Source organism: Corynebacterium sp. HMSC061H03, from assembly GCF_001838215.1.
Classification (GTDB): domain Bacteria; phylum Actinomycetota; class Actinomycetes; order Mycobacteriales; family Mycobacteriaceae; genus Corynebacterium; species Corynebacterium jeikeium_D.
The window spans coordinates 7,714-30,040 of the sequence record NZ_KV836090.1; the positions used below are offsets into that span (position 1 = coordinate 7,714).

20 protein-coding genes are annotated in these 22,327 nt (G+C 57.2%); 8 read left to right on the forward strand and 12 right to left on the reverse strand.

The genetic code is table 11. The annotated features are described in order from the left end of the window. Positions 1 to 207: 207 nt before the first annotated feature. Genes cas2 through cas7u form a run of 6 tightly spaced genes read right to left on the reverse strand, consistent with a single transcriptional unit; the run spans position 208 to position 8,493 of the window. The gene (gene cas2, locus HMPREF2787_RS10540; protein WP_371441152.1) at positions 208 to 597 is read right to left on the reverse strand and encodes a CRISPR-associated endonuclease Cas2; all 390 of its coding nucleotides are present in this window, start codon (positions 595 to 597) and stop codon (positions 208 to 210) included. Next, positions 507 to 2,108 (reverse strand): CRISPR-associated endonuclease Cas4/Cas1, encoded by a 1,602-nt coding sequence (locus tag HMPREF2787_RS10545; RefSeq protein WP_070859217.1) that lies wholly within the window; start codon positions 2,106 to 2,108, stop codon positions 507 to 509. Before HMPREF2787_RS10545 ends, cas2 begins: the two co-directional genes overlap by 91 nt. Beyond that, positions 2,105 to 3,139 carry a hypothetical protein gene (locus tag HMPREF2787_RS10550; RefSeq protein ID WP_083326703.1) on the reverse strand — a complete coding sequence of 345 codons (1,035 nt, stop codon included), beginning with the start codon at positions 3,137 to 3,139 and terminating at the stop codon, positions 2,105 to 2,107. Before HMPREF2787_RS10550 ends, HMPREF2787_RS10545 begins: the two co-directional genes overlap by 4 nt. After that, positions 3,136 to 5,787, reverse strand: coding sequence for a type I-G CRISPR-associated helicase/endonuclease Cas3g (gene cas3u, locus HMPREF2787_RS10555; RefSeq protein ID WP_070859218.1), 2,652 nt, complete (start codon positions 5,785 to 5,787; stop codon positions 3,136 to 3,138). Before cas3u ends, HMPREF2787_RS10550 begins: the two co-directional genes overlap by 4 nt. Beyond that, positions 5,780 to 7,345 carry a type I-G CRISPR-associated protein Csb2 gene (csb2, locus tag HMPREF2787_RS10560; RefSeq protein WP_083326704.1) on the reverse strand — a complete coding sequence of 522 codons (1,566 nt, stop codon included), beginning with the start codon at positions 7,343 to 7,345 and terminating at the stop codon, positions 5,780 to 5,782. The genes cas3u and csb2 overlap by 8 nt, the downstream gene beginning before the upstream one ends. A gap of 2 nt (positions 7,346 to 7,347) precedes the next feature. Further along, complete coding sequence (gene cas7u / locus HMPREF2787_RS10565) at positions 7,348 to 8,493, reverse strand: type I-G CRISPR-associated RAMP protein Csb1/Cas7g (protein ID WP_083326709.1); 1,146 nt, start codon at positions 8,491 to 8,493, stop codon at positions 7,348 to 7,350. 647 nt (positions 8,494 to 9,140) lie between these two features. Here cas7u and HMPREF2787_RS10570 point away from each other — a divergent pair. After that, positions 9,141 to 9,662: a GNAT family N-acetyltransferase gene (locus HMPREF2787_RS10570; RefSeq protein WP_070859220.1), complete on the forward strand. Its 522-nt coding sequence runs from the start codon at positions 9,141 to 9,143 to the stop codon at positions 9,660 to 9,662. Here the strand turns inward: HMPREF2787_RS10570 and HMPREF2787_RS10575 are convergent. Next, positions 9,619 to 10,572 carry an FAD-dependent oxidoreductase gene (locus HMPREF2787_RS10575; RefSeq protein ID WP_070859221.1) on the reverse strand — a complete coding sequence of 318 codons (954 nt, stop codon included), beginning with the start codon at positions 10,570 to 10,572 and terminating at the stop codon, positions 9,619 to 9,621. The two genes, HMPREF2787_RS10570 and HMPREF2787_RS10575, sit on opposite strands and share 44 nt — an antisense overlap. Before the next feature lie 54 nt (positions 10,573 to 10,626). On the opposite strand from HMPREF2787_RS10575, the gene HMPREF2787_RS10580 reads away from it, so the two are divergent. Further along, a complete protein-coding gene (locus tag HMPREF2787_RS10580; protein ID WP_049193400.1) occupies positions 10,627 to 11,625 on the forward strand; it encodes an LLM class oxidoreductase in 999 nt (332 codons plus the stop codon). Here the strand turns inward: HMPREF2787_RS10580 and HMPREF2787_RS10585 are convergent. Further along, on the reverse strand, positions 11,609 to 12,646 hold the full coding sequence (locus tag HMPREF2787_RS10585) for an aldo/keto reductase (RefSeq protein ID WP_070859222.1): 1,038 nt from the start codon (positions 12,644 to 12,646) through the stop codon (positions 11,609 to 11,611). The two genes, HMPREF2787_RS10580 and HMPREF2787_RS10585, sit on opposite strands and share 17 nt — an antisense overlap. A gap of 145 nt (positions 12,647 to 12,791) precedes the next feature. On the opposite strand from HMPREF2787_RS10585, the gene HMPREF2787_RS10590 reads away from it, so the two are divergent. The 3 genes from HMPREF2787_RS10590 (at position 12,792) to HMPREF2787_RS10600 (ending at position 15,129) form a co-directional block, all read left to right on the forward strand. After that, on the forward strand, positions 12,792 to 14,120 hold the full coding sequence (locus tag HMPREF2787_RS10590; protein WP_070602196.1) for a PepSY-associated TM helix domain-containing protein: 1,329 nt from the start codon (positions 12,792 to 12,794) through the stop codon (positions 14,118 to 14,120). A gap of 79 nt (positions 14,121 to 14,199) precedes the next feature. Continuing rightward, complete coding sequence (locus tag HMPREF2787_RS10595; protein ID WP_049193396.1) at positions 14,200 to 14,685, forward strand: hypothetical protein; 486 nt, start codon at positions 14,200 to 14,202, stop codon at positions 14,683 to 14,685. 108 nt (positions 14,686 to 14,793) lie between these two features. Beyond that, the gene (locus HMPREF2787_RS10600) at positions 14,794 to 15,129 is read left to right on the forward strand and encodes a YciI family protein (RefSeq protein ID WP_038627170.1); all 336 of its coding nucleotides are present in this window, start codon (positions 14,794 to 14,796) and stop codon (positions 15,127 to 15,129) included. 13 nt (positions 15,130 to 15,142) lie between these two features. Here HMPREF2787_RS10600 and HMPREF2787_RS10605 read toward each other — a convergent pair whose 3' ends face one another. Next, positions 15,143 to 15,994, reverse strand: a complete 852-nt coding sequence (locus tag HMPREF2787_RS10605) for an SDR family NAD(P)-dependent oxidoreductase (protein WP_070859223.1) — start codon at positions 15,992 to 15,994, stop codon at positions 15,143 to 15,145. Beyond that, a complete protein-coding gene (locus HMPREF2787_RS10610; RefSeq protein WP_070859224.1) occupies positions 15,991 to 17,208 on the reverse strand; it encodes a saccharopine dehydrogenase family protein in 1,218 nt (405 codons plus the stop codon). Before HMPREF2787_RS10610 ends, HMPREF2787_RS10605 begins: the two co-directional genes overlap by 4 nt. A gap of 106 nt (positions 17,209 to 17,314) precedes the next feature. Between HMPREF2787_RS10610 and HMPREF2787_RS10615 the strand changes: the two genes are divergently transcribed. After that, complete coding sequence (locus HMPREF2787_RS10615) at positions 17,315 to 18,523, forward strand: MFS transporter (protein ID WP_070859225.1); 1,209 nt, start codon at positions 17,315 to 17,317, stop codon at positions 18,521 to 18,523. Positions 18,524 to 18,706: 183 nt separating this feature from the next. Continuing rightward, positions 18,707 to 19,945, forward strand: a complete 1,239-nt coding sequence (locus HMPREF2787_RS10620; protein WP_246824310.1) for a Fic family protein — start codon at positions 18,707 to 18,709, stop codon at positions 19,943 to 19,945. Here HMPREF2787_RS10620 and HMPREF2787_RS10625 read toward each other — a convergent pair. Continuing rightward, positions 19,936 to 20,322: a Rieske (2Fe-2S) protein gene (locus tag HMPREF2787_RS10625; protein WP_016421777.1), complete on the reverse strand. Its 387-nt coding sequence runs from the start codon at positions 20,320 to 20,322 to the stop codon at positions 19,936 to 19,938. The two genes, HMPREF2787_RS10620 and HMPREF2787_RS10625, sit on opposite strands and share 10 nt — an antisense overlap. Positions 20,323 to 20,352: 30 nt before the next feature. Beyond that, complete coding sequence (locus HMPREF2787_RS10630; RefSeq protein WP_070859227.1) at positions 20,353 to 21,075, reverse strand: YggS family pyridoxal phosphate-dependent enzyme; 723 nt, start codon at positions 21,073 to 21,075, stop codon at positions 20,353 to 20,355. Between the two features lie 84 nt (positions 21,076 to 21,159). Between HMPREF2787_RS10630 and HMPREF2787_RS10635 the strand changes: the two genes are divergently transcribed. Further along, a complete protein-coding gene (locus HMPREF2787_RS10635) occupies positions 21,160 to 22,326 on the forward strand; it encodes a glycosyltransferase 87 family protein (protein WP_224792251.1) in 1,167 nt (388 codons plus the stop codon). Position 22,327 lies beyond the last annotated feature (1 nt).

Below are 22,327 nucleotides of genomic sequence, written 5' to 3' on the forward strand. Positions count from 1 at the left end.
AATGAAAGGCTGCCACCGGAGTGGCAGCAACAGCCCCCTCAAATATAGCCCGCTGAACAGGTTTTTCAAGAAGGTTTACGAGTATCCTACCTCTGGCTTTCGACGGCACGGCATTTCAACATGTGGAAGAGTCGGAAAAACAGTGTTTGCCTGCATGTTTTGAGAGGCGAGCATCCACCATCATTGTTGGAGAGTAAGGTATGCTCGCTAGACGATTAACGGTCCACTGCTGGTAACCTTGCGTTCTTGCCCGAGGTAAGAGTAGTGAGTTTCGCTGAGGTGGGAGACTAGCCCCAAGTCACAGAAGAGGATTGAGTCTTCCCGGTCGTTTATTATCTTACGTACTTCCCCTTTGAGACGAAGTAGCGCAGCTGGGTGGATATCAATAACAAAGACGCTGTATTGGACTCGATCACCGTAGCTTTCTAGCGTCTTGGCTACTTTTGTTCTCCTCCGATCATTCTGGATGTCGTAGGCGATGATGGTGCGACGGGTGTCTTTTCGCATCAGCGTGTCACGATACCTTTGTACGACGGTTGCGTTCCATCGATGACTCCGAGCAGCATTCGTGCTTGTACTTCGATGGCTCGACGCCATGTCACTTTGTATCCAAATGTTGGATGCGTGAATTCTTCTTCAAGACGGTTTTCAATTGATCGGACTATGGCCTTTCTGCCATCATCGGAAAGCCTTAGAGCCTCACCATTCCTACTGAATCCGCGTAGCGGGAATGCCAACTTATTCAACATCCCAATGACGGCTGAATCAGCGACGATTGGTCGGAACTCCTCCATCAGGTCAAGTGCCAGAGCCGGTTTGTTTCGGCTACTACTGTGTAAAACACCGGCATGGGGATCTAGTCCGCACGAGACAAGCGCACGGATACATTCGACCGTCAACATTCCATAGGCATAATTCAACAGAATATTGATGGGATCTGTTGCACCTCGACCGTGTCTACCAACCCATTCGAAGGAGTATTTCTCCATTGCGCGTATTTTGACTAATCCACCAAAATTCGAGAAGTAGTAGCTAGCGCCCTCTCCTTCAATCCCAAATAGTTGGTTTATGTCGGTGCACTCCAATGCAGCGCGAGCCAACTCACGCAAAATTGTTGTATCGGGTGTTGTACGGGAATTCCTTCGTAGAAACGTTGCCTGGTTTTGTAACTTGGCAAAAATCATTTTCTGGGCAATTGGGAGATAACCGTTTTGAAAAAGAACGTGTTGTCTCATTCGCGAAGCACCATTGGGGCCATCGGCTGGTTGCGACCACCCATACACACGTCCTGTAGAAGAACACCACACTACAGGGTTTCGTCGCCACAGCATCTGACGAAGTAATGCTGCAGAAATATCAATGTTGCCGTGGACGACAATGCCGTCGACTTGTTCGGTGGCGACCGTCGCTAACTCTTCCTTGTGCTTAGAAATGCGAACTCGACCACGGGACAATGAGACACGACTACCAGGGACCGTAACGTGCAGAAGCTGACCACCTGAATCGGCAGCGCGGATACGCCGCCGCACTGTTTTCTGCTGACGTTCGTCTGGGAGGCATACTGATAGGTGGGAGCATGAATTGCAGCGGGCATCATCGATATGTGGGGCAGGAGCATTCCTTGACTCGACGATTTCCTGTGTCTGGGCCACGTAATCAAGCGCTGTTTCACGGAGGTGACTGGAAAGGTCCACCGGGATGGTTCGGTTGTGATTCGTGAATCGGACTGAGGCACCGGAAACCAAGAACCCGCTTTCTTCGAGGCACAATGCTTGAAGAGCAAGCTGCACCTTTTGAGCTTGGGTCACTGTGGCAGTTTTTCGAAGGGGCGTTGCCTTGTACTCAACCAGGCGTACGGAGACGTCATCTGTATGGACGAGGTCCGCTTTGCCAACCAGCCCATGTGTATCTGAGCGCAGGGTTAAACTCCGCAGTTCGTTGGGGCGCGATTGCCCTGGGCTATCTACTCGACGATGGGCCGAGTATCCTGCTTCCATCTGATAGGTATCCGTCTTCTCACCATTGGCTTCGAGCCATGTTCGTCGCGGACAAAATACAGTGTGACATACAAGGCTGATTGGTAGGTATTCGGTATCGGGAAGAGTCATAAGACCACCAGGTTTCCGTTGAGGACTTGGCGTTCAGGTGCAGAAGCGCTGCCGGCTTTTAGAATGGAAAAGACCGCCACGGCAGGCACGCCACGATTACGTAGCCAGATTTTCCCAGCCTCGGGTGCGCTGAGTCGATTACCGTTCATTTCGAGCACAGACTTGGCTACTTCATCGAGCTGCTTTGACAGCAGTATGCTGCGCAGCCGTTCGCTTGTGACCGGAGTTGTGGGGACTGGCAACACCATCCAGTTAGGATGTGTGATGTTTTGTGGATAGGCTCCTGGGGTTACGCTGAGCGCATCGATATTCCGGATTGGTGGCACCATACTCATTCCGAGTAAAGCAGCGAAAGCCAATGCATTATCTGTCGGACGTGGGGCGGTAAACCCTGATGCGCTGCGCGAGTCGGCTTTGTTTTTCCCGATAACATCATTGAGAATCTTGCCTTCGAGGCCACCTAGAATCTGCTCCACAGGCCACGCGGCTAACTCGGTTACTAACGGTGCCAGGCGATGGACGATAAATTCTTGCCCGTGGTTACGTGTTTTCATCTCCCATCGCGAAGCTCCCTCGTCGGGCCGCGGGGAATTGGATTCTTGACGCCAATACGCTGCTTCACCTAATCCTTGGATGAATTGGAGAGCCATGGAATCAGTGGATAAAGAATCCAGGTAGTTGTTGCGAAATGAACTGTGTCGTTCCCAGACTAAAGAATCGCCGAACTGTTTGATGCGCGGCGAGAAAGGTGATCGCGCTACGGTTTGTTTTCCATCGGGATATTCCATTGTTGCCTGTGCCCAGGATTTTCGGTCCGCCCAGCGCTGAGCAATAGCACGCAACGCCGTTGCAACATCGGGTGGCGCACATCCATCAATTTCAAGAATTGCTCGTGGGTAGGCCTCTTCGGTAAAAAAGACACGTGACTCAGCGCCATCAATATCTGAGTCAATGAGAAGAGCTAGGCCATAGGTCGCGAAATGTGTCAACGCGCTTGACACATTTCCGGCAATTAACATGCGTTGCGTCACTTCGTCTCCTTCGAGATCTGGGCATCAGCAGCACGTTCAACTGCCTCAGCGAAAGACACCGCGTAATGGCCGTATTTCCGATTCGTCCGCATAATCAACGAGTCCCAACCACCTGTAGTGAATAAGTGCTCAGCAATATCACGCAAAATGGCATCGTTTTCCTCATCAAGAATTTCTGCACCTACGTGAGGAAAACTCAGTCTTCCTCGCCCATGGCTCGTCCCGACTACTCGCAGTGCTATTTCATTGTCAGAGGCCAATCCGTGTTTTTGTGCGAGTAGTAGTGCAGACAACTGTTCATGGCGCCACCCTGCGGGTAGCCCACTGAGCATGTGCGCCCGGTGCACCTCTTGTTTTGTCCGTTCGCGACTTTTCGCAAGTTCCGCTTCGTCCTTGATACGGCCTAGCATCGCCTGGAATCGTGGGTCAGATTTACCATCGTCGTGGTGCAGTGCAGCCCGCTCGATCTGTTCAGCGTAAGGATTTGTGATTCCAAGTGAATCTGCAATGAGCCGGGCACGCTCCGCTACCTCCTTCTGATGTTCCTTCAAAAAGACGGCACGGGTAGACGGTGTCCACTCTTGCAAAATCTCTGAACCTACTGCTACCAGGGGCTTCAGGGCGTACCAGGCAACGGCATCACGGCGATTCGAGTCGACTATCGTCTTTGACAAGACGACTTCCCAGTTCTGCATATCCACGCCGAGTTTTTCTGCGGCCTCAGAGGAATTTAAATTGACGAGCTGGCGGAATATATTTTTCTCTGCTTCGCTGTCACTCGGTGAGTGCACTTTTATTAGGGGGCGCGAGGCGTCGTCGATGACCACCTGACGTGGGGGGTCATCTGACGGGTGTTCATCAACAACAAATTCAGTTGTGAAACGTAGCCCTTCGTCGACGATGATGATGTCACCCGGTTTTAATCCGTCCTCAGATGCGTCAAAGGTGAAAACATCGTCGTCACGGTATAAAAATACCCGCAAGTTTCTATCACGTTGGAGGATACTTCGAATCTCAGAAAACTTGGCGGGGAAGACTTCCTCCGCAAACGGGGGAAACTCCTTCAGAAGTTCGAGGGTTGCTATGCCATCAGTCGGAAGATTGTCGCGCACAACAATTCCTAGTGCCTTTGTGTCATCTTCCAGACTGTCGCGCAGCCAAAGCTCCAGGCTTGGTTCCGCGACAAGAGGGTCAGAAGTTCGGGATAAGAAATCAAGGTCAGCTAGTTCAATTCGCTGCTCGACTACCCTGGACAGTTCGCTGGGAGGAGGTGGAATCTTCTCCAGGACAGCGGGAGACGCAGATCCTGCCTCTTCGAGTTTTTCTACCCATTGCCTTGCGGAGCACATGTCGCTAGCGGAATAGGGCGGTGCATCTTTGGTGACTTTTTTATCTATTGGCGGACCTATAACGATGATGTCGGCATTGTCATATTTACCGAGCCGGTTAGTTCTCCCGAACCGTTGCGCAAGCGATGAAGAGGGAGCTAATTCGGTGACAAGGGATGTAAAACTTATATCTATGCCTACTTCAAGCGTTTGTGTGGCAACAATGACATCCACCGTTGAGTCTCCGGTTACGGTGAAGGCATTTGGGTGTTTCTTACGCAGCTGCTCAAGGTCCCATGGCCTCATTCGTCCGACAAGGGTCAAGGTCGTGAGACCTGCTTTTCGCAACGTAGAGGCAATGGAAGTGGCGGTCTTTATATGGTTCACTATGATGCCGACAGTGGCGCCATGTGTGTTGTGGAGGCGCTGAGCATGTTCGACTGCAGTATTAATAACTTGCAAGTTTTTTGGGCGCCCGTCCCACCGATTGACCGGTACGTATGTGAACTTTTTGTTCGCGAAGAAACGCTTGCGCAGCAAAGCATCGCAGTCGCCCGATAGTTCCCGTGCGCGTACAGCAACTGTTGCCGCGGTATCCTCATCGGTGGCTACTGTCGCAGAGGTTTCCGTAACTTGCAGTGTTGGCACACCGATGTGCTGTTCCCGTCGTTGCAGCTGGGCAACCCTACGTGCAGTGGCTACCAGCTGTCTGCTTAGGTGGGACTCGTCAACGACAACAACCGAATCCATCCCGACCAAGGCGGTTTCTCTCGGCCGAGCGTATTTGCTTGAACCATAGCCGCGGAACAGCAGGCGAGAGCCCCACATATCTGGAGTCGCGGCAATTACACTGCACGCAGACAGCTCCTCAAGTGGGAGAGTCCTTGTGGGAAGCTCTCCTCGTAAATGACCCACTTCCAGCGGAGTGTCATCGCAGTCTCCCCGCAACTTGCACAGTGCCTCAGCTACTTCCTGGAGGATTGGGTTTTCGGTCTCCCCTTTCATCGCCATCTGTAGTAATTTCTTGATGCGCTGCGCGTGATCCGCCTGGTTATCAACAAGAGCGCGACGGTTGACCACGGTGTGCAGCCGGCGAGGAATCCGAGGTCCATCAGCCGATGCCACCGCATTAGCGAAGATATGAATATCGACAACCGCAGATTTCCCGGCCCCAGTGGGAGCCGTCACCTGACGTGGCCATTCTCCATGGTCAAGGATGTAGCCGAGTAATTCTTCTTGCCAGGTAAAAGGAGTGTGTCCATTGTTTACAGCAGCAAAAAACTCGGCGAAGCGTGATCTTTTCACGGTTTGTTCAGACATCCCGCATTCCTTCCATGAGTCGCGTATACTCCTCGAGCTTTACGTCGTGCGGTACAAGTAAGCCGCCACCCATGTGCCGAGACTGCCCGATAGCGACCATGCCAGTTTCCGGGTGTAGGCCTCCGAGATCAACGATGCCGGACCATGGTTGAATGCTTACGGATTTCGGCATGGTGTGCGCGTAGTCGCGAGGTTTCCCGGCCACCGTCTTCGCCTTTAGGATGCGGCACCCTAGTTGGTGTGCGGTGTCACGTGCGTTCAAATAAAGCGTTTCGTGTCGACCAGAGAATTCGAGGTCATCTTTGAATGTGAATGCAACAGACAAGAGCCCGGCGTCACGTAGATTCCATCTCCGCCCCAGTTTTTGCTCGCTTACCGGGCGCGTATCGGGCACCACTGGTGTAGCGGTAAACCATAAACGTTTCATTCCTGTTTCCGGTTCTGGCCAAAAATCAGTGGCGGGAACGGAATGTCCATTAAAGGTCACTTTCCGTTTGCCTAACCGTCGTGACCATAGTCCGTTCTTGGCTACAGAGGGCAGCGCCGTCGTCAACTGCTTCAAATCTAGCTCCTCTGCACTGCGGGGAATAAGAAGCATGACCACACCGTGGTCATAACCGAAACGTTTCGCTTCTACGCGGGGTAGATAATGCACGGCAAGATGATTTGCCGGTCGATTCGATAGGGACTTTGGGTACTTGCCGGTAATCATGGGGGAGGTACCGTAGCCTACGGCAGCAACAATTGCCCGGTGGACTACCTTCGCCAGTTCCACCCTAAGGTGAATTGGGACTTCGGCTCCCGGCAAACCAAGGAAAACGACATGCATCCACGGCCCTGTGGTCGGCTGCTGTTTGACACCCGCATAGCGATGTCGAGTAATGAACTCTCGGGGCACCGGCGGAGCAACTGGAAGTTCGGACTTACTGTACTTCTCGGTTTTGGGGGGCTTCTGTTTGCGTAGATTCTCGAATTGATTGAGAAGATAAGCTGTGCGACCTGGTGAAGGACACTCCAACCCAAGACCACCTCGCTTAAAGGGGGAAGATGTCTTATCGAGTACTAGTGTTGGAGTGACTTCGCCCGGCTCGACAACCGCGATGCTTTCGGCTTCGCCGATGTAGGCAATGTCCCCCGTAAGATCCTCGATAGTTGAAGCGATTCTCACCGGGACGTTGTTCCACATGAACCCAAAGTGGGAGGCGACTGTCACACCGTCAGAAATTGCACGTTCTTCTGTGCGGTGCTTAAAGTTCACAGAACTGACATTGCGGTAGATGAATCTTCTGTGCGCAGGATCAAGCCAGCGATGTTCAGGCACCTCGATGCCGTCGGGGGCGTGCTGTTCCAGCCACTTGAGAGCAGTAATCGATTCTTCCGAGGGACGTAAGAACCCTTTTGCGGTGCGAATAGCGGCTGTTCCCCTGCCTGCAGAATTGAGCAATGCAGAGTGTAAACGTGCTGGCTGAGGCATAAGTTCAGGGCTTTTGTCGGGGGAATGCCCTTGATAGATGCCTCTGAGGAACCGCACACGCAGAGCAAGCGTGGTGGTTTCCATGGTTATGCCTCGGATTTCTCAATAGCGCCGCTCAGGATTACTGGGTCTCCCTGGAATTCAAGGACCTGTCCATGCCAGTCAACGACACCGGCAGAAGTAGCCTTGTCCAGAGCTTCTGCAAGCAATGCGTCAGAGGCTTCCACCGTGAAGGGTTTGAGATTCTCGGTTTCTCCGAAGCGCTTGTCCAGAGTGACCACAGGAACTCCGGATTCAACTAGGTGGCAGTTGGCTCGAAGGTATAACTCTTCTTCGGCTCGAGCTATGAGTGCGACACCGAGAGCAGCTAGGAGGGCACGGCCGGAAATGTCCTGCTCCACCGTGCCACCGAAACGTAGCTGGCGTAGCGTTGCAAAGCTCAGAACCCACGAACGAATGATGTTGCGGCATGAGACTCCACCGAGAGATTCGAGCGTGGGAGGAATTCCGCCTAGACCCAGGGGTGATGCGGAGATGAGTTCACCTTTTTTGGCTTTCTTGACTTGATTTTCAAATTTGTCAACCAGATTCGGGCTTAGCTCATCGCGTTGCGCATCCACCAGTTTTTGGGCATCAGTCGGAGTGAGGCGCACGCTCATCGCTAGCGGATCGACACGTGCTCCACCTCGTAGTGATTGTTGCTCTTTACCGCTGCATTCCTGGTCTGCCAGGACACCGATGACTTCGCCAACAAGGGCACTGGGAAGCCGTAGCTGCCCCTTGGGGCGGGTGGAGTCCCAGGCACCGAAGACGGCGGCGATTGGAGCAGCATTAACCAGCGCTGTGATGTTGTCCGTGGTGGCATTGCGGACTTCTTTATAAGCAGGGTGCTTTGTTGCTTCAACTCCATCAATCGTGGCTGCTCGCAGGTGACCATCAGCAAACCGGTGGGGAAGCTGAAGGTCGGAAAATTCCTCCCCACTTGGGTAGGTCACACGCATACGTGGCATGCGAGAAAGAACCCTGTTTCCTGCTTCAATGTCGTGTGCGAGAGCCAACTCAGCACGGTTATTGGCGGACTGCTTTGAATCAATTATCACCACAGTCTGCGGTTCACCGTCGATGTAACGGGTTTCAAAAGCGAAAACCGATTCTTGCCGGTCAACGAACTTCGCGGGAGCCACCGACGCGTGTGTTCCTGCCGCAGGCTGTAAATCGGTGACCGATGTCAAGGCGTTGGCTCCGCCACGTGAACACGCTTCTGAGAGTTTGGAATAGGTCAACACGGTTCCTCCTAAAAAGGTGGTCAATAGCTGTTGGGAGAATATTCGGGGAAATGAGTCCGACGTTATCCTTTGGGTTTGTAATCAAAGACGTGTCGTCGTAACCCCAATCTAGCAAGGTTGGGAATGCCAGTGTTTTCATACTTTCAACGGTTTATAGAAAGTAGCTAGAAGAGTCTTGTGCACCCTGATGTCTTATTTCCAGTGCGAGCCGGGGTAGCGGTCGATTTCTGCCGTTTACCAACGAGTGATTGGTGCGGGCCAGCTTCTCGTAGACGAGTGGTAACGTGACGTCAAAAAGGAAAGCCTAACTTTCCACCGTCTATAGAAATCTTCAATGAAAGGCCACGTTACCTTGCGTACATCATACGCATGGCAGCAGGCGTCCCACTGGCAGGATGTGAGTTTTAATTCGCCAGGGGAGATCGGTCGGAGAAGATATCGCTAAGACCGTTTAGCTAGCGGGGCTGTCAACTTTGGGATTTTCAACCCCTATCAGACGCGGATATCTAGCTAGAAGTCCCAGATTGCTACTGTTTGACCGAAGTTCGATTTGGGCGAGGTAGAAAACAGCGCAGGCAGTGGGGAGCAAAACCGTGATCATCCGGCACGCAACGCGGGAGGACGCCGCAGCAATCGCGGAGATCTACAACGAGGCCGTGATCAACACCGTCGCCATCTGGAACGATGACACCGTCAGCGCGGAGGATCGCATCGCATGGATGGAGGCACACTGGGACAAGGGCTACCCGGTTTTCGTCGCCACGCTTGACGACGAAGTCGCTGGGTATGCCACCTTTAGCGATTTCCGTGACTTCGACGGGTTTCAGTACACGGTGGAAAACTCCATCTACGTGCATCCAAACTTCCAGGGTCGGGGCATTGGTGGGCAGCTCCTTCAGGTGACTATTGATGCTGCTCGTGAGGCGGGAAAGCATGTTCTGGTTGCGGCGATTGAAGGCGCCAACGCGAGATCGATTGCCCTGCACGAAAAGTATGGCTTTCAGCGCGTTGGGCTATTGCCGCAGGTCGGGACGAAATATGGGCACTGGTTAGACATGCTGCTGATGCAGGTCATGCTGACAGACGGGCAGCCACTCGCTCGGCCGCGCGCTTAGCAAAGGGGCCAACACCCATGATTGTGGCGGCACCGGGGCCAACCCAGTCGCCGTAGCCGACAAACTCGATGAAGTCAGGGGCAACGCTGCGGAAGGGGCCGAGCGCGGGGCGGAAACCGGTGCACCAGATGAGGTGGTCCGCGTGGACGTCGTCAAGCGAAGAGAACATGGGCGTCCAGGTGAGTGCGCCGGAGTCGCGGGCCTTGCGGACGGACGGTAGGACGACGATGTCGCCGAGTGTGTCAGAGGGGCCGGGGTCGGGTTCGCCACGTGCGATGGCGAGTGCGCGTTGACGATTGCGTTTGAACAGGACGCGGCCGTCGACGTCGTCGGGCATCCAGCGAGGTTCGTGGCGGGTGTACCAGGCGGCATCGATGCCGGCGAGCAACAGTTCAGCGGCAATTTGAGCACCGGAGTTCGCTGCGCCGACCACGGCGACGCGGGAGCCTGCAAAGGGTTCGGGACCTGGGTAGTTGGCCGAGTGCCACTGCTTTGCGGGGGTCGCGCCGGGGTAGTGCGGGACGAAGGGGCGGTTGCCGGTAGCTGCGATGAGCTGGCGGGATTCGAAGTCGCCAGCATCGCTGGTGAGGTGGAAGGTGCCGTCGTGGGAGACGTGCGTGACGGCGACCGGGCGCTGAACGCGCAGTTCGTAGCGCTTTTCGTAGGAGTTGAGGTAGTCAATCACGTGGGAAGCGGGCGGGAAACCGTCATAATTGGGCATCTGGATGCCCGGAAGGTTGGAAAAGTCCGGGGTGGAAAAGAGCGTCAGTGAGGGCCAGACATTGCGCCAGGAGCCGCCGGGAGCGGGCTGATTGTCCAGAATGAGCGGATCAATGCCGCGTTTGTGCAAGTAATAGGCGGTAGCGAGGGCAGCTTGGCCGCCACCGACGATGATGACATCCTCAAGCATGTTTCCAGCTTAACGACGAGTGCCGCACCTCGAGCTGTACTACCGTGGAGCACCATGAGCTCGCTGTTTGATCTTTCGGACAAGCCCATCGACGAACTACCCGGTTACCAGCGCACATTCGCGCCGGGCCGACTCACGGTGGGGCTCAGCCTGCCCATCGAGCAGGACGCCGAAGCCGAGCCCAAGGACGCGCTGAGCAACCAGATTCGGCTGATTCAGAAAGTCGAACGCGCAGGCATCGCGGCGGTGTGGGCACGCGACATCCCGCTGCGCGTGGAAACATTCGGCGACGTCGGCCAGGTCTACGACCCCTGGATGTACCTCAGTTACATCGCCGCACACACCACCGATATCGCGCTCGGCACCGGCGCAGTCGTCGTGCCCTTCCAGCATCCGCTGGTGATGGCCAAGCGCGCTGCCACACTGGACAGGCTTTCCGACGGTCGTTTCCTCTTCGGCGTTGCCACTGGGGACCGACCCGAGGAGTTTCCCGCCTTTAACCAGGACAAAGGCAAGCGGGGTGAGCGTTTCCGCGAGCATATCGAGGTCTATAAAAAGGCCCTGAGCACTAGCTACCGGCCTATCCGGTGGTCCGAGGGCAAGATGGGCGGATCCGATGTGGTGCCCAAGCCGCTGGCCCGCCGAGTTCCGCTGTTGGCCACCGGCTCCTGTCAGCAGAGCCTGGAGTGGAAGGCCGCGCATACCGACGGGTGGTTCATGTACCACAAAGGCCTGGAGATGCAGAAGAAAAACATCGCCAACTGGCAGGAGGCGGTGGCCCAGGAGTGCGGCGAGGGCGTGTTCAAGCCCTTCTTGGAATCACTGTGGATTGACCTGCATGAAGACCCCGACGCCCCCGCGCAGGGTGGCCACTTCGGGTACCGCCTTGGCCGCAACAAGCTCATTGAACTGCTGCAATCCCAGCGCCAGCTCGGTATCAACCACGTCAGCATCAACTTTCGTACCTCGAAGCGGGATGCGGAAGAGCAGATTGATGAGCTGATTGAGTATGTGCTGCCGGCGCTCGATGAGCTCCCTACACAGACTCCGTAGCGCCCTGCCACTGATTAATCCCGCGGTCGACGGCCCACTTGTCGATCTCCGCGAGTTCTTCATCGCTAAACGGCGCAGCCTCCAGGGCGCCGAGGCTGTTCTTCAGCTGCTCCACCGACGATGCGCCAATCAGGGCGGAGGTCACTTCGTCACGGCGGAGCACCCACGAGATGGCCATCTGTGCCAGGGACTGGCCTCGTCGTGAAGCAATGGCGTTGAGCTCGCGGATGGCGGTGAGCGTGTCGTCGTTGAGGAACCCCGAGTTCATCTTGTGCGCCCCGAGACGCGAGGATTCCGGCACGCCATCCAAGTAGCGGTCGGTGAGAAGCCCCTGCGCAAGCGCGGAAAAGGCGATGACACCCATGCCTTCGTCGGCGCAGGTTGCCAGCAGTTCGTCCTCGATCCAGCGGTTGAACATGGAGTAGCTCGGCTGGTGAATGGTCAGCGGTGTGCCCAGCTCACGGGCGATTTTCTGCGCGCGACGAGTGAGCTCGGGGGAGTAGGAGCTCACGCCGACGTAGAGCGCGCGACCGGAGCGGACGAGGAAGTCGAGGGCGGCGACGGTTTCCTCGATAGGCGTATCCGGGTCGGGGCGGTGGTGGTAGAAAATGTCCACATAATCCAGGCCCATGCGCTTCAGCGAGGCATCGCAGCTGGCCACGAGGTACTTCCGCGAGCCGCCGAAGCCGTAGGGACCATCCTGCATGTACCAACCGGCTTTGGAGGAAATGATCATTTCATCGCGGTAAGGAGCGAAATCCTTGGCCATGATGCGACCGAAACTCGCCTCCGCAGAGCCCTGCGGTGGGCCGTAGTTGTTGGCGAGGTCGAAGTGTGTGACGCCGTGGTCGAACGCGGTGCGCAGGATTTCACGCTGCGTCTCGAGCGGTCGGTCATCACCAAAGTTATGCCAAAGTCCCAGCGTAATGGCTGGAAGCTTCAGCCCCGTGCTGCCGGAGCGGTTGTACGGCATTGTCTCATAGCGGTTGTCATCGGCGTGGTACACGTCTGGATAAGCCATGTCTACGAGGGTACGCGTGCTTAACGACGGGTAGTTGCGCACAAGGTGGCCGACAACGAGGCGCGTGGCCGAATGGCTACCCCTGGAAGTAATAAAAGTGAGCTTGCTGGGGAACAACTGGGGCAGTTCGTCCGACTAATAAGGCATGACTTCAATAGCCACAGGCGATGCCGCTGGAACGCCAGCCGCAAACCCCGTCGCACAGACTCAGAAAAATGGTGGGCCACGAGCATTACTGCACCGAATCCATGTCGTTGCAGGCATCCTCGTTGCGCCACTACTTGTTATTGCAGCTATCACAGGCGTGGCGTATGCCCTCGCCCCGAGCATAGAAAAGGTGGTTTACCACGAAGAACTAACTGCAACATCAAGCCTTCCCGCACAACCACTGGAAAAGCAGGTTGAGGTCGCGCAGCGCGTGCACCCTGACCTGCCGGCGACCGCAGTGCAGGTCCCGGAAAAGCCGGGGCAGACAACGCGAGTCATGTTCAATGACGAGCAGCTGAAGTCGGAGTCCTACCGACATGCGGTGTTCGTTGACCCAGGCGACTTGAGCATCAAGGGTGACCTGGTGCAATACGGTTCCTCGGCGGCGCTGCCACTGCGGGCGTGGATCTCGGAAGGGCACCGCAGGCTCTGGATTGATAGCAACTTTGGTCGCCTCTACTCCGAGACGGCAGCATCCTGGATGGGCGCACTGGCTATTGGTGGCCTCTGGCTCTGGTGGGATCGTTCGCGTCGTAAGCGGACACAGGGAACAAGTAAGAGGGCACATCATATGCGTCGTCACGCGAATGTTGGCGTGGCGGTTAGCGTTGGACTTTTATTCCTGACTGTCACCGGCCTGACGTGGTCGTGGGTGGCTGGAACGGGCATCGCAAAGCTGCGCGAGACGATGGACTGGTACGCGCCGAAACCAGCTATGACTGCGACTGCACCAGCGAATTATGACTGGTCAGAGGCGGATAGCGTTATGAACCTCGCACGTGCCGAGGGCCTGTCCGGGAAAGTCGAACTGACACCACCGGAAGCTGGCACGGTGTGGATGGCCAAGGAAGCCCGCGAGGAATGGCGGATGGGTATTGAGACCGTCACCGTTGACGGCTCGACCGGAGCGATGGTCGATCGGATTCACTTTGCGGACTGGCCGCTGCCGGCGAAGCTGACTGAATGGCTGATCAACGCGCACATGGGCATCCTGTTCGGTTGGGTGAATCAGCTGGTCCTGGCACTGATTGGTGTCGCTCTGGTGGCGATGATTGTGCGCGGTTACGCCATGTGGTTTGGACGTGGTCGAGGTGGCCGCCCTGGCAGGCTCCCGGCGCCGACGCGTTGGCGGGACATTCGCCCGGGAGTTGCAGCGGCCGTTGTGGCGCTGCTGATTGCCTACTCGGTGGTTGCACCACTGTTCGGTGTGACGCTTGTTGGCTTCGTGATTGTTGATTGGGCCTGGCGGAAGCTGCGGAGAGGTTAGTGTAGGTTCTGTCGCCTTCGGGTTCCCTGTACCTAACGGCGTAGTCACACCCATGAAAAACACTCAGGAGGGTAAACGCATGACAAGGTATTGGGATCACAGCGGCAGTATCTACAAAGATGACGGTCAGGAAGACTGGTGCGTTTACAATCCGTCTTTGCGTGATTGGGAGCGCACCCCGCGCGCTAAGGAAGCCTACGACAAGGCAGGCCAAGACTCGTTCGACCCCATCACCGAGCAGCAAGCACTCGCTGAGATCGCAGAGCAGCAGGAACAGCATGACGAAAGGGTGAAGAGCAAAATCAAGGAACTGCGCGCGAGAATGAAATCGGTCGGTGCGCAGGCCAGGCAGGCTGACGAACAGCCGTATCCAACTTTTTCTCAGCAGTCCGCCGCATACCGTGAGGGCGCGCAGGCCTACAACGAGGGCAAATCTTGGCGCGATAACCCGCATGCCCCCGACTCAGGTCTAGCCGCCCCGTGGCGCATGGGTTTCAATACCCGCAAGCAGCAGGTAGCGGAGATTAGGGCACAGCGAGCCGCCGCCGCGCAACAGGAGAACTAGGCCCTGGCCGCAAAAACGCTCAACCAAAGCTCTAAATTCCTCACAAATTCCCGGTTCCATCCCCACTCAATCTGTTACACTTAGCAAAACGAAACCCAGGAGCTTGGTGTGCAGTACTTTTTCACGGTCCATGGCCGCAGAGATATCAACGCGTATGACTCTGATGAGGAAATGCACGCTGCCTTTGAACGGATTGGACGCTTCAATCAGAAGCTCCAGGACGAAGGCCACTGGGTTATGTCCGGCGGGCTGGTACCGCCGGAGGATGCCATGACGGTGCTGCCGGATGGTTCACATAGCGATTTGCCGTATTACAACGCGATGACGTTCCCGTCGGCTTTTTGGATTGTCCAAGTCGCAGATGAGCAAGAGGCCATCAACCTAGCCCACGAAGCCGCGGAGGCGTGTGCGCAGGCCGTCGAGATGCGCGCTATCGCTGAATAGCACGCCGATTAACTCACCGCAGCCCGTGCACCCGGCGCATGATGGTCAACATCGCTTGCGTCGGGATCCGCCGCATGAAGGGCACCGCCACGCTTGCCGACGACCCCCGCGCCACCAGGGCCAAGGGTCGTTCGGCGGCCACCTCGCGCATCACTACCTCCGCAATCTCGGAAGCGGGAATGCCCCCTTCCTCGTTGGCATTCAACTTCGTCAGCATGCGGTGGACATCAGCAGCGTAAACGGAACCCTCATCGCTATATGTCGTCCGACGTGCAGAAATACCGGTGTTTATGGCACCCGGCTCGACAACGGTCACGCCGATACCGAACTGCGCGACTTCACCCCGCAACGAAAGCCCAAAGCCGCGGATAGCGGCCTTAGTCGCCACATAGGAAGAACGATAGGACAGCGGTAACCCGCCGAGCATCGAACCAACCAGCACAATTCGGCCACGACCAGCCTCACGCATGCCGGGCAGCAGCTGCTGTAACAGCTCCACCTGCCCCAGAACATTGACCTGGAAGAGACGCTCAAGCGCCTCGCGGGGTAGCTCCTCGAAAGCGCCCGACTGGCTCTCACCGGCGTTGGCGACGACGACGTCGTAAGGCCCATGAGCGACCACAGCGGCGATATCGTCAGCGCTGGACATGTTGAGCGCCACCATCTGCACGCCCTCGGGGTGCGGCGCATCGGCGCCCCTGCGGGACGTGCCAACGACCTCGAAACCGGCCTTGACCAGTGTCTCCGCGCATGCCCAGCCGATGCCGGAGGAAGCGCCGGTCACTAACGCACGGCCACCACCTACACTCGGCAGCTTCGGTCCGCGGGTGAGATTCGCAAAAGCACCGGTCAGGCCACCAATCATCGAGCCTGCACCGCCTCAATGGTCATGCCGCCAGCGCGGAGACGGCGGGACAGGGCGTCGCCAAGCGCGACGGTAGGAGTGAGCACGCCGGTGGTGTCCGGCAGATCGTCGTGGACGAGCGCGAGGGCAGCGCTGGAAATCATAATCGCGGTGCCTGCGTACCCGGGGTCTTCCTCGAGAGACACCTTGGAACGCCAGTGAATACCGGAGGTGTCGACCGTGTAGGCCTCGATGGTGAAGCGGCCCTCGGCCTGTGCTTCAGCGCTCGGGCCCTCGCCCGGCTTCGGTAGTTTTTTATCAATGAGCTTGGCCGTCGGCCCAAATGCCATCGCCGCCAGCGCCAACCTGCAGACAGCCGCGAAAGCATTCGCGCGCACGAAAGCCTTCGGACCGCGGCCGACATTGAGTAGCTCGCGGTAGCGGAAGGAATCACCGTAATCCGCCAGCATCGCCGAGCGCTGAACAATGCGGGTGTTGAAAGGCGACATGAAGAAGGGGGCTCGCCAGTGGCGGCGGAAGCGCGCCGGACGCAGGTCGACGCCGAACTTACCCTGGTCGGGTCCCGGCTCAGCCAGCGCGTACTGATCGGCGATGATGCGACGCAGCTTGGGATCCTTCTTGGCCTGTTCAAGCTGAACGCGGACCGAATCGATAGTGCCGCCGGAAACGCCACCCTTGACGTGCTTGAACAGCAGGGTCGTCTCACCGAGCTTGGTGTGGGCCGCCTCGTGGAGCTCGCGGACAGCGACATCGGAGGGAATTGAGTCGAAGCCACAGGAGTGGACAATCTTCGCTCCGGTCTGCTTCGCTACCTCGTGGTTGTTCTCGATGGAGTCGTGGACGAACAGCACTTCGCCACACAGGTCGACGTAGTGAGTACCGGCCTTGGCGCACTCGGCCACCAGGGTGCGGCCGTACTTTGCGTACGGTCCAACAAGGGTCAACACCACCTTTGTGCTGGCCGCAAGCCGAGCCACCGCCTGTTGGTCGGCGGCATTCGCAACGATGACCGGCCAGTCCGATACGCCTGCGTTCTCCGCGACGTCGGCAAGCTTCTGGGCGTTCCTGCCTGCGAGCGCCACCTTTGTCTGACCGGCGTGTTTAGCCAGATAGTCCACAATCAAGCGGCCCACGAAACCCGTGGCACCGTAGACGACAATGTCGTACTTGCGGTCGTGATTGCGACCCTGTGGCTGTGCGGAAGAAGTAGTCATGCCTACGAAACTAATAAAACGAAAGCGATACCGCGGGCGAATTAAAAAGGTTTTTTGGTTTGGTGTATTCAGCGAGGGGTTTAGAGGGAGGGCTAACGTAGGACAAGTGACTAGCGCTAACGAAAACCCCGAACAGATCGAAGGACTACGGCCAGAAGATCCCGGATTCCGCCGCGCGCTTATCGCTGTGCTTTTCGCCGGACTGGCATCGTTCCAAGCGCTCTACGCAACGCAGGTGCTACTGCCCACGCTTTCCGACGAGCTATCGGTCGACCCAGCCACCGCCGCGCTGACAGTATCCGCCACCACCGGTGGTCTGGCCTGTGCGATTATCCCGGTGTCCATATTGTCCGAACGCTTTGGACGCAGGCGCGTGATCGTCATCAGCGCATTTGTGGCAACGCTGCTGGGGCTCGTGGTGTCAATCGCGCCGGGCATCGGTTCGATGATTGCGCTGCGCCTGCTGCAGGGCATTGTCATTGCCGGTGTTCCCGCAGTGGCTATGGCCTATGTCAGTGAGGAAGTTCATGCCGACCACGTCAGTCGCGTGATGGGGCTGTACATCTCGGGCACAACGGTCGGTGGCCTGCTTGGCCGTATCATTCCGTCCATTGTGCTGGAGTTCGCCTCCTGGCGGGTGGCAATTGCAGTCTCGGCGACGGTGGCGTTCATCTTCGCCATTCTGACCTGGTACTTCTTGCCGCAACAGCGCAGGTTTAAGCCGAAGAAGCTGTCGTTTGCGGGGGAGGGGCAGGCCATAGCGCGGCACTTGCGCGACCCGCGCATTCTCGCGCTGTGCGCCCTGGCGTTCCTGTTTATGGGGTCGTTTGTCTCTCTGTACAACTACCTGGGCTTCCGACTGGGCGATAAGTTCGGGCTCTCCCCGGCACTGGCAGGGTTCGTATTTATTCTCTACCTGTCGGGCACGTGGTCGTCGGCACGCGCGGGCGTGTGGGCGAAGACGGTGAGCCGCCGTCGCCTCATCGCCATTGCGACTCTGGCCGCGTGCGTGGGCTTGGGGCTGGCGCTGCTGCCGTGGCTGCCCGCATTGGTTGTGGGCGTGCTTGTGTTCACGGCATCGTTCTTCGTGGCGCACTCCCTGTCCTCGTCCGGCGTGGGGCTGGTGGCCCAGCGCGACCGCGCCGAGGCATCATCGATGTACCTGTTCAGCTACTACGCGGGTTCGTCCATTGTCGGTTGGGTCTCCGGCATGGTGTTCAGCCGCTTCGAGTGGGCAGGGCTGATTCCGTGGCTGGCAGCACTGTCCTTCATCGCGGGTGCCTGTGCTGTGGCGGGGCTGAAGCCGCGGCGGTAGGGGCAATATCGGCAACATAGCGCATTTAGGCACCGCGTAAAGAACCCTTAATGTAAAAAACAGTGATTTTTTACATTAAGGGTTAGTTTTTAGGGCACTATATGTAAAAAGCATCATGTAAAGAACACCGGGGAAAGAAGGGAGCTCGCCGTGAAGCACTATCCGCTTAAGAGGATCTTCCACATGTCCGCACATGATGCGGAACAGACAGTGGAAGGCGAATACCAGTCACGCAAAGACTCCCCGTCGACGATTCAGTGGCACTTTCCGCTGGGGCAGTGGCCGCTCTTTTGCTGCATTACAAGCGATCTCGCGGCCAAGATTGAAAAGATTCTGTCTCTAGAGCTACAGATCTCACAGTTGTGGAATCGTCTGCCGGGTGCAGCGCGGACTCACTATCTTTTCAATCTGCTCCTGGCCGAGGTGGTAGCCACCAATGAAATTGAGGGAATCCACTCCACACGGCGAGAAGTCGCGGAGGCGTTGGACAACACTTCGGGAACCCAGTACAAGCGCTTCCATGAATTCAGTCAGCTCTATTTCCGGTTGGCCAACGATGAGCGGATTGAGTTTCCGACAACGCTCACAGAAATCCGTCAGCAGTACGATCAGCTTCTCGGCGATGAGATTGCCGCCGAAGATGAGTTAGACGGTGAGCTCTTCAGGGCAGCAACGGTCACGATTACCGATGGGCAACAACAGGTTCATCGAGGTGTTGAAAGCGAAGCTGCCATTCACCAACTCCTCAATGAGTTCCTGGCAACGGTGAATTCCGCAGAGGACAATCGGCTGATTCGAATCTTGGCAAGCCATTTCATGTTCGAATTCGTTCACCCGTTTTATGACGGCAACGGCCGGATGGGACGTTTTCTACTGTCCGTGGCTTTGCGGGAGGCACTCTCGACCGCAACTGCGCTGACTATTTCCCGCCAACTCGCTGAGGATAAAACGAAGTATTACAAGGCTTTTACCACTACGGAAGACCCAATGAACCGGAGCGAAGTCACTTTCTTCGTCGAGGCGATGGCTGATGTCATTCTGAATGCACAGCAGTATTTGCTGGAAGAGCTGCAGATGAAGTCTTACCAGTGCGAAAGGCTTGAACAGCGGATAGCTGAGCTATCTAACTCGCCCGAGCGGGTGCTGCCTGTGTCGCTTACAGGAAACGAGATTGGCACGCTATACGTCCTGGCACAGGGTCGGTTGTTCGGACCCGAATATGGAATCAAGCTCGAACACGTCGCTGACACCGTCGGCAAGGAAAAGCGGACAGCGCGAAAGTATCTCGCCGAGTTAGAGGCGGCAGGATTGGCAATGCCCACGAGCCGCCGCCCGCTGCGATTCCAGCTGGCACCGGCGGGACTAGATCTCTTAGGCCTTGAACCCGCCGACCATGAATCTGCTTCCGGAATCTACTTCTGACCCACAATCAGCTCAGTGCCATCGGCCGACAGCGGAGCCTGGCCAGCGGGCTTACGTGAGGGGCCAGAAACAACCTGACCAGTAGCAATATCAAAGTGGGAGTTGTGGTTCGGGCAAATCATCACACCATTGCTGACCTCAGTGATGCGACCATTCTGGTGCGGGCACGAACTGGAGAAAGCGGCGAACTTGCCCTCCTCCGGCTGCGTGACGACGTAATTGCCGATAACCACACCGCCGCCAACCGGAATGTCGGCAGCGTCAACTTTCTCCACCGCAGACTTTGGTGCACAAGCGGCTACGAGTGCGCCAGCTGCAGTGGCGGCAGTTCCCAGGAGGAAACGACGACGGGAGCACGGGGAGACATCAGAACTCATGGCACCGAGATTACCTTCATTTGATTACCTTTATTTTTTATACGAGCGTTCACCGAAGATAGCGCGTCCCACACGCACGGTGGTCGCTCCCTCGGCGATGGCTTCGCGGTAGTCGCCGGACATACCCATCGACAGTTCGTCGAGGCTGACACCCTCCGGCAAATCCCCGAGCAGACTGTCGCGCAGATCGCGCAGCTCCGCGAATGTCTCGCGGACATTCGGGTCATTCTGGGCCGCGATGGTCATAAACCCGCGCAGGCGCAGGTTCGGGTACTCGCCATCGGGGCCGAACATGCGGACAAACTCCGCTGCGTGGCTCGGCGCCAGGCCCGACTTCTGCGGCTCGCGGGAGACATTGACCTGAATCAGCACATCAAGTGTGCGCTCGGAATCAGCCAAGCGGCGCTGCAGCGCTCCGGCCACCTTCGGTCGGTCCAGCGCCTGAAACTCATCAGCACAGCTGACTAAATGGCCTGCCTTATTCGTCTGCAGTGGACCAATGATGGCCATATGTGGTGCTTTCTCGCTGAAGGCCTCCCGGAATACCTCCGCCTTGGCCACCGCTTCCTGGACGCGGTTTTCCGCCAGGCCAGCGCAGCCGGCTGCCGCGAGCTCCGGCCAGGATTCCACCAGGGCGTCGACAGGCACAGTCTTGCTGACGGGCAGCAGACGGACCTCGGAGGGCTGACGCCCGGCTCGTCGGCAAGCGTCGTCGATCTCGGAGCGAACCTTGCGATAGTTTTCCACGAACATACCTCCCACTCTAAGGCCTGAGTAGGAAGAACTGTGCGGTAGTGTCGAATCATGCTCATGGACAGACTCTCGACGCTTTCCGTCATGCAGAGACGGATCTTGGCAATTGTATTTGGGCTGGTGTCGCTGGTCGTTGTCATCGACTTCATCTATCTTGCGGCAACTGCCTACATGATGGACCTCGAGGTCTTCCAAGACGCCGGCTGGGCGCTACGACGAGACCAGGATCTCTACTCCCCAGAGTTTCCCACCAGATCGGGTTTCCGCTTCATCTACCCACCGTTTGCAGCGCTGCTGTTTTACCCGCTGACCTGGGCGGGGCCGGTCACCCTGCAAATCATCTGGACGTTCGCCACGCTGGCGGCGGTGTGGGCGATGCTGTGGATGGTCTTCACTCGTCTCGGCTCTGAGTGTCCGAAGCTGATGGCTACCTGCCTGCTCGGGGTGGTGATGCTGCTCGACCCGCTGCGCGCTAACGTGCTCTTCGGGCAGATCAACGTCTTCCTCGCGCTGCTGGTGGTCTCCGATGTGTTGGGCTTTTTGCCCAAGAAGCTACGTGGATTGGGCGTGGGTATCGCGGCGGGTATCAAGATCACCCCTGCGGCATATGCGCTGGTGTTCCTCATGCGCCGTGACTTTGCGGCCGTGGCCAAGAGCTTCTGCTGGTTCCTGGTGACCGTCGCCATTGGTTTCGCCGTGCGCTTTAAAGAGTCGATTTACTTCTGGACCGATGAGTTCTTCGCCGGCAACCGCGGTGGCGCCCCGGCTTACGAGGCCAACCAGGCGTTCAGTGGTCTGCTCGCCCGCGCCGGGGTGGAGGGCACTGCGCTCGATATTGGCATCTACGGTTTCTTCCTCTTTGGCGCCATCGCTGCCGCTTTCGTGGCGTGGGTCTACCATCGCGATGGCTATGAGGTCGCAGCCCTCGGTTTCGTCGCGCTGGCGGTCAGCTTTGCTGGACCGTACGCGGTCAGCCACCACTGGTCGATTGTCATGGTCTTTGTGCCGCTGGTGCTCTTCGTCCGCGAGATCGGGAACATCGTTGTCGGCACCTTGTTCATGATCGCCCATTGGTGGGCGCCGTACAAGGTCTTCGTGGGCAACGACTTCGGCCATGCTGCGGGCGTGGGGCAGTGGTTCTACGGCAACATGCAGGGAATCATGGGCGGCGTGCTCTTCTTCACCTGCCTGGGCTACGCAATCTACCTCTGGTACAAACCCAGTCGCGTGCGGGCGCAGGCAGCTGCTTAAC

Coding starts and splice junctions, on each gene's coding strand:
- HMPREF2787_RS10605 (WP_070859223.1), bottom strand. CDS start 15,994: ATGATTGGTGGCCTGACCGGTGCTTTTGCGAATCTCACCCGCGGACCG.
- HMPREF2787_RS10595 (WP_049193396.1), top strand. CDS start 14,200: ATGACAAGGTATTGGGATCACAGCGGCAGTATCTACAAAGATGACGGT.
- HMPREF2787_RS10590 (WP_070602196.1), top strand. CDS start 12,792: ATGACTTCAATAGCCACAGGCGATGCCGCTGGAACGCCAGCCGCAAAC.
- cas2 (WP_371441152.1), bottom strand. CDS start 597: ATGGCGTCGAGCCATCGAAGTACAAGCACGAATGCTGCTCGGAGTCAT.
- HMPREF2787_RS10585 (WP_070859222.1), bottom strand. CDS start 12,646: ATGGCTTATCCAGACGTGTACCACGCCGATGACAACCGCTATGAGACA.
- HMPREF2787_RS10545 (WP_070859217.1), bottom strand. CDS start 2,108: ATGACTCTTCCCGATACCGAATACCTACCAATCAGCCTTGTATGTCAC.
- HMPREF2787_RS10635 (WP_224792251.1), top strand. CDS start 21,160: ATGCAGAGACGGATCTTGGCAATTGTATTTGGGCTGGTGTCGCTGGTC.
- HMPREF2787_RS10575 (WP_070859221.1), bottom strand. CDS start 10,572: ATGCTTGAGGATGTCATCATCGTCGGTGGCGGCCAAGCTGCCCTCGCT.
- cas3u (WP_070859218.1), bottom strand. CDS start 5,787: ATGTCTGAACAAACCGTGAAAAGATCACGCTTCGCCGAGTTTTTTGCT.
- csb2 (WP_083326704.1), bottom strand. CDS start 7,345: ATGGAAACCACCACGCTTGCTCTGCGTGTGCGGTTCCTCAGAGGCATC.
- HMPREF2787_RS10630 (WP_070859227.1), bottom strand. CDS start 21,075: ATGTTCGTGGAAAACTATCGCAAGGTTCGCTCCGAGATCGACGACGCT.
- HMPREF2787_RS10620 (WP_246824310.1), top strand. CDS start 18,707: ATGTCCGCACATGATGCGGAACAGACAGTGGAAGGCGAATACCAGTCA.
- HMPREF2787_RS10625 (WP_016421777.1), bottom strand. CDS start 20,322: ATGAGTTCTGATGTCTCCCCGTGCTCCCGTCGTCGTTTCCTCCTGGGA.
- HMPREF2787_RS10580 (WP_049193400.1), top strand. CDS start 10,627: ATGAGCTCGCTGTTTGATCTTTCGGACAAGCCCATCGACGAACTACCC.
- HMPREF2787_RS10610 (WP_070859224.1), bottom strand. CDS start 17,208: ATGACTACTTCTTCCGCACAGCCACAGGGTCGCAATCACGACCGCAAG.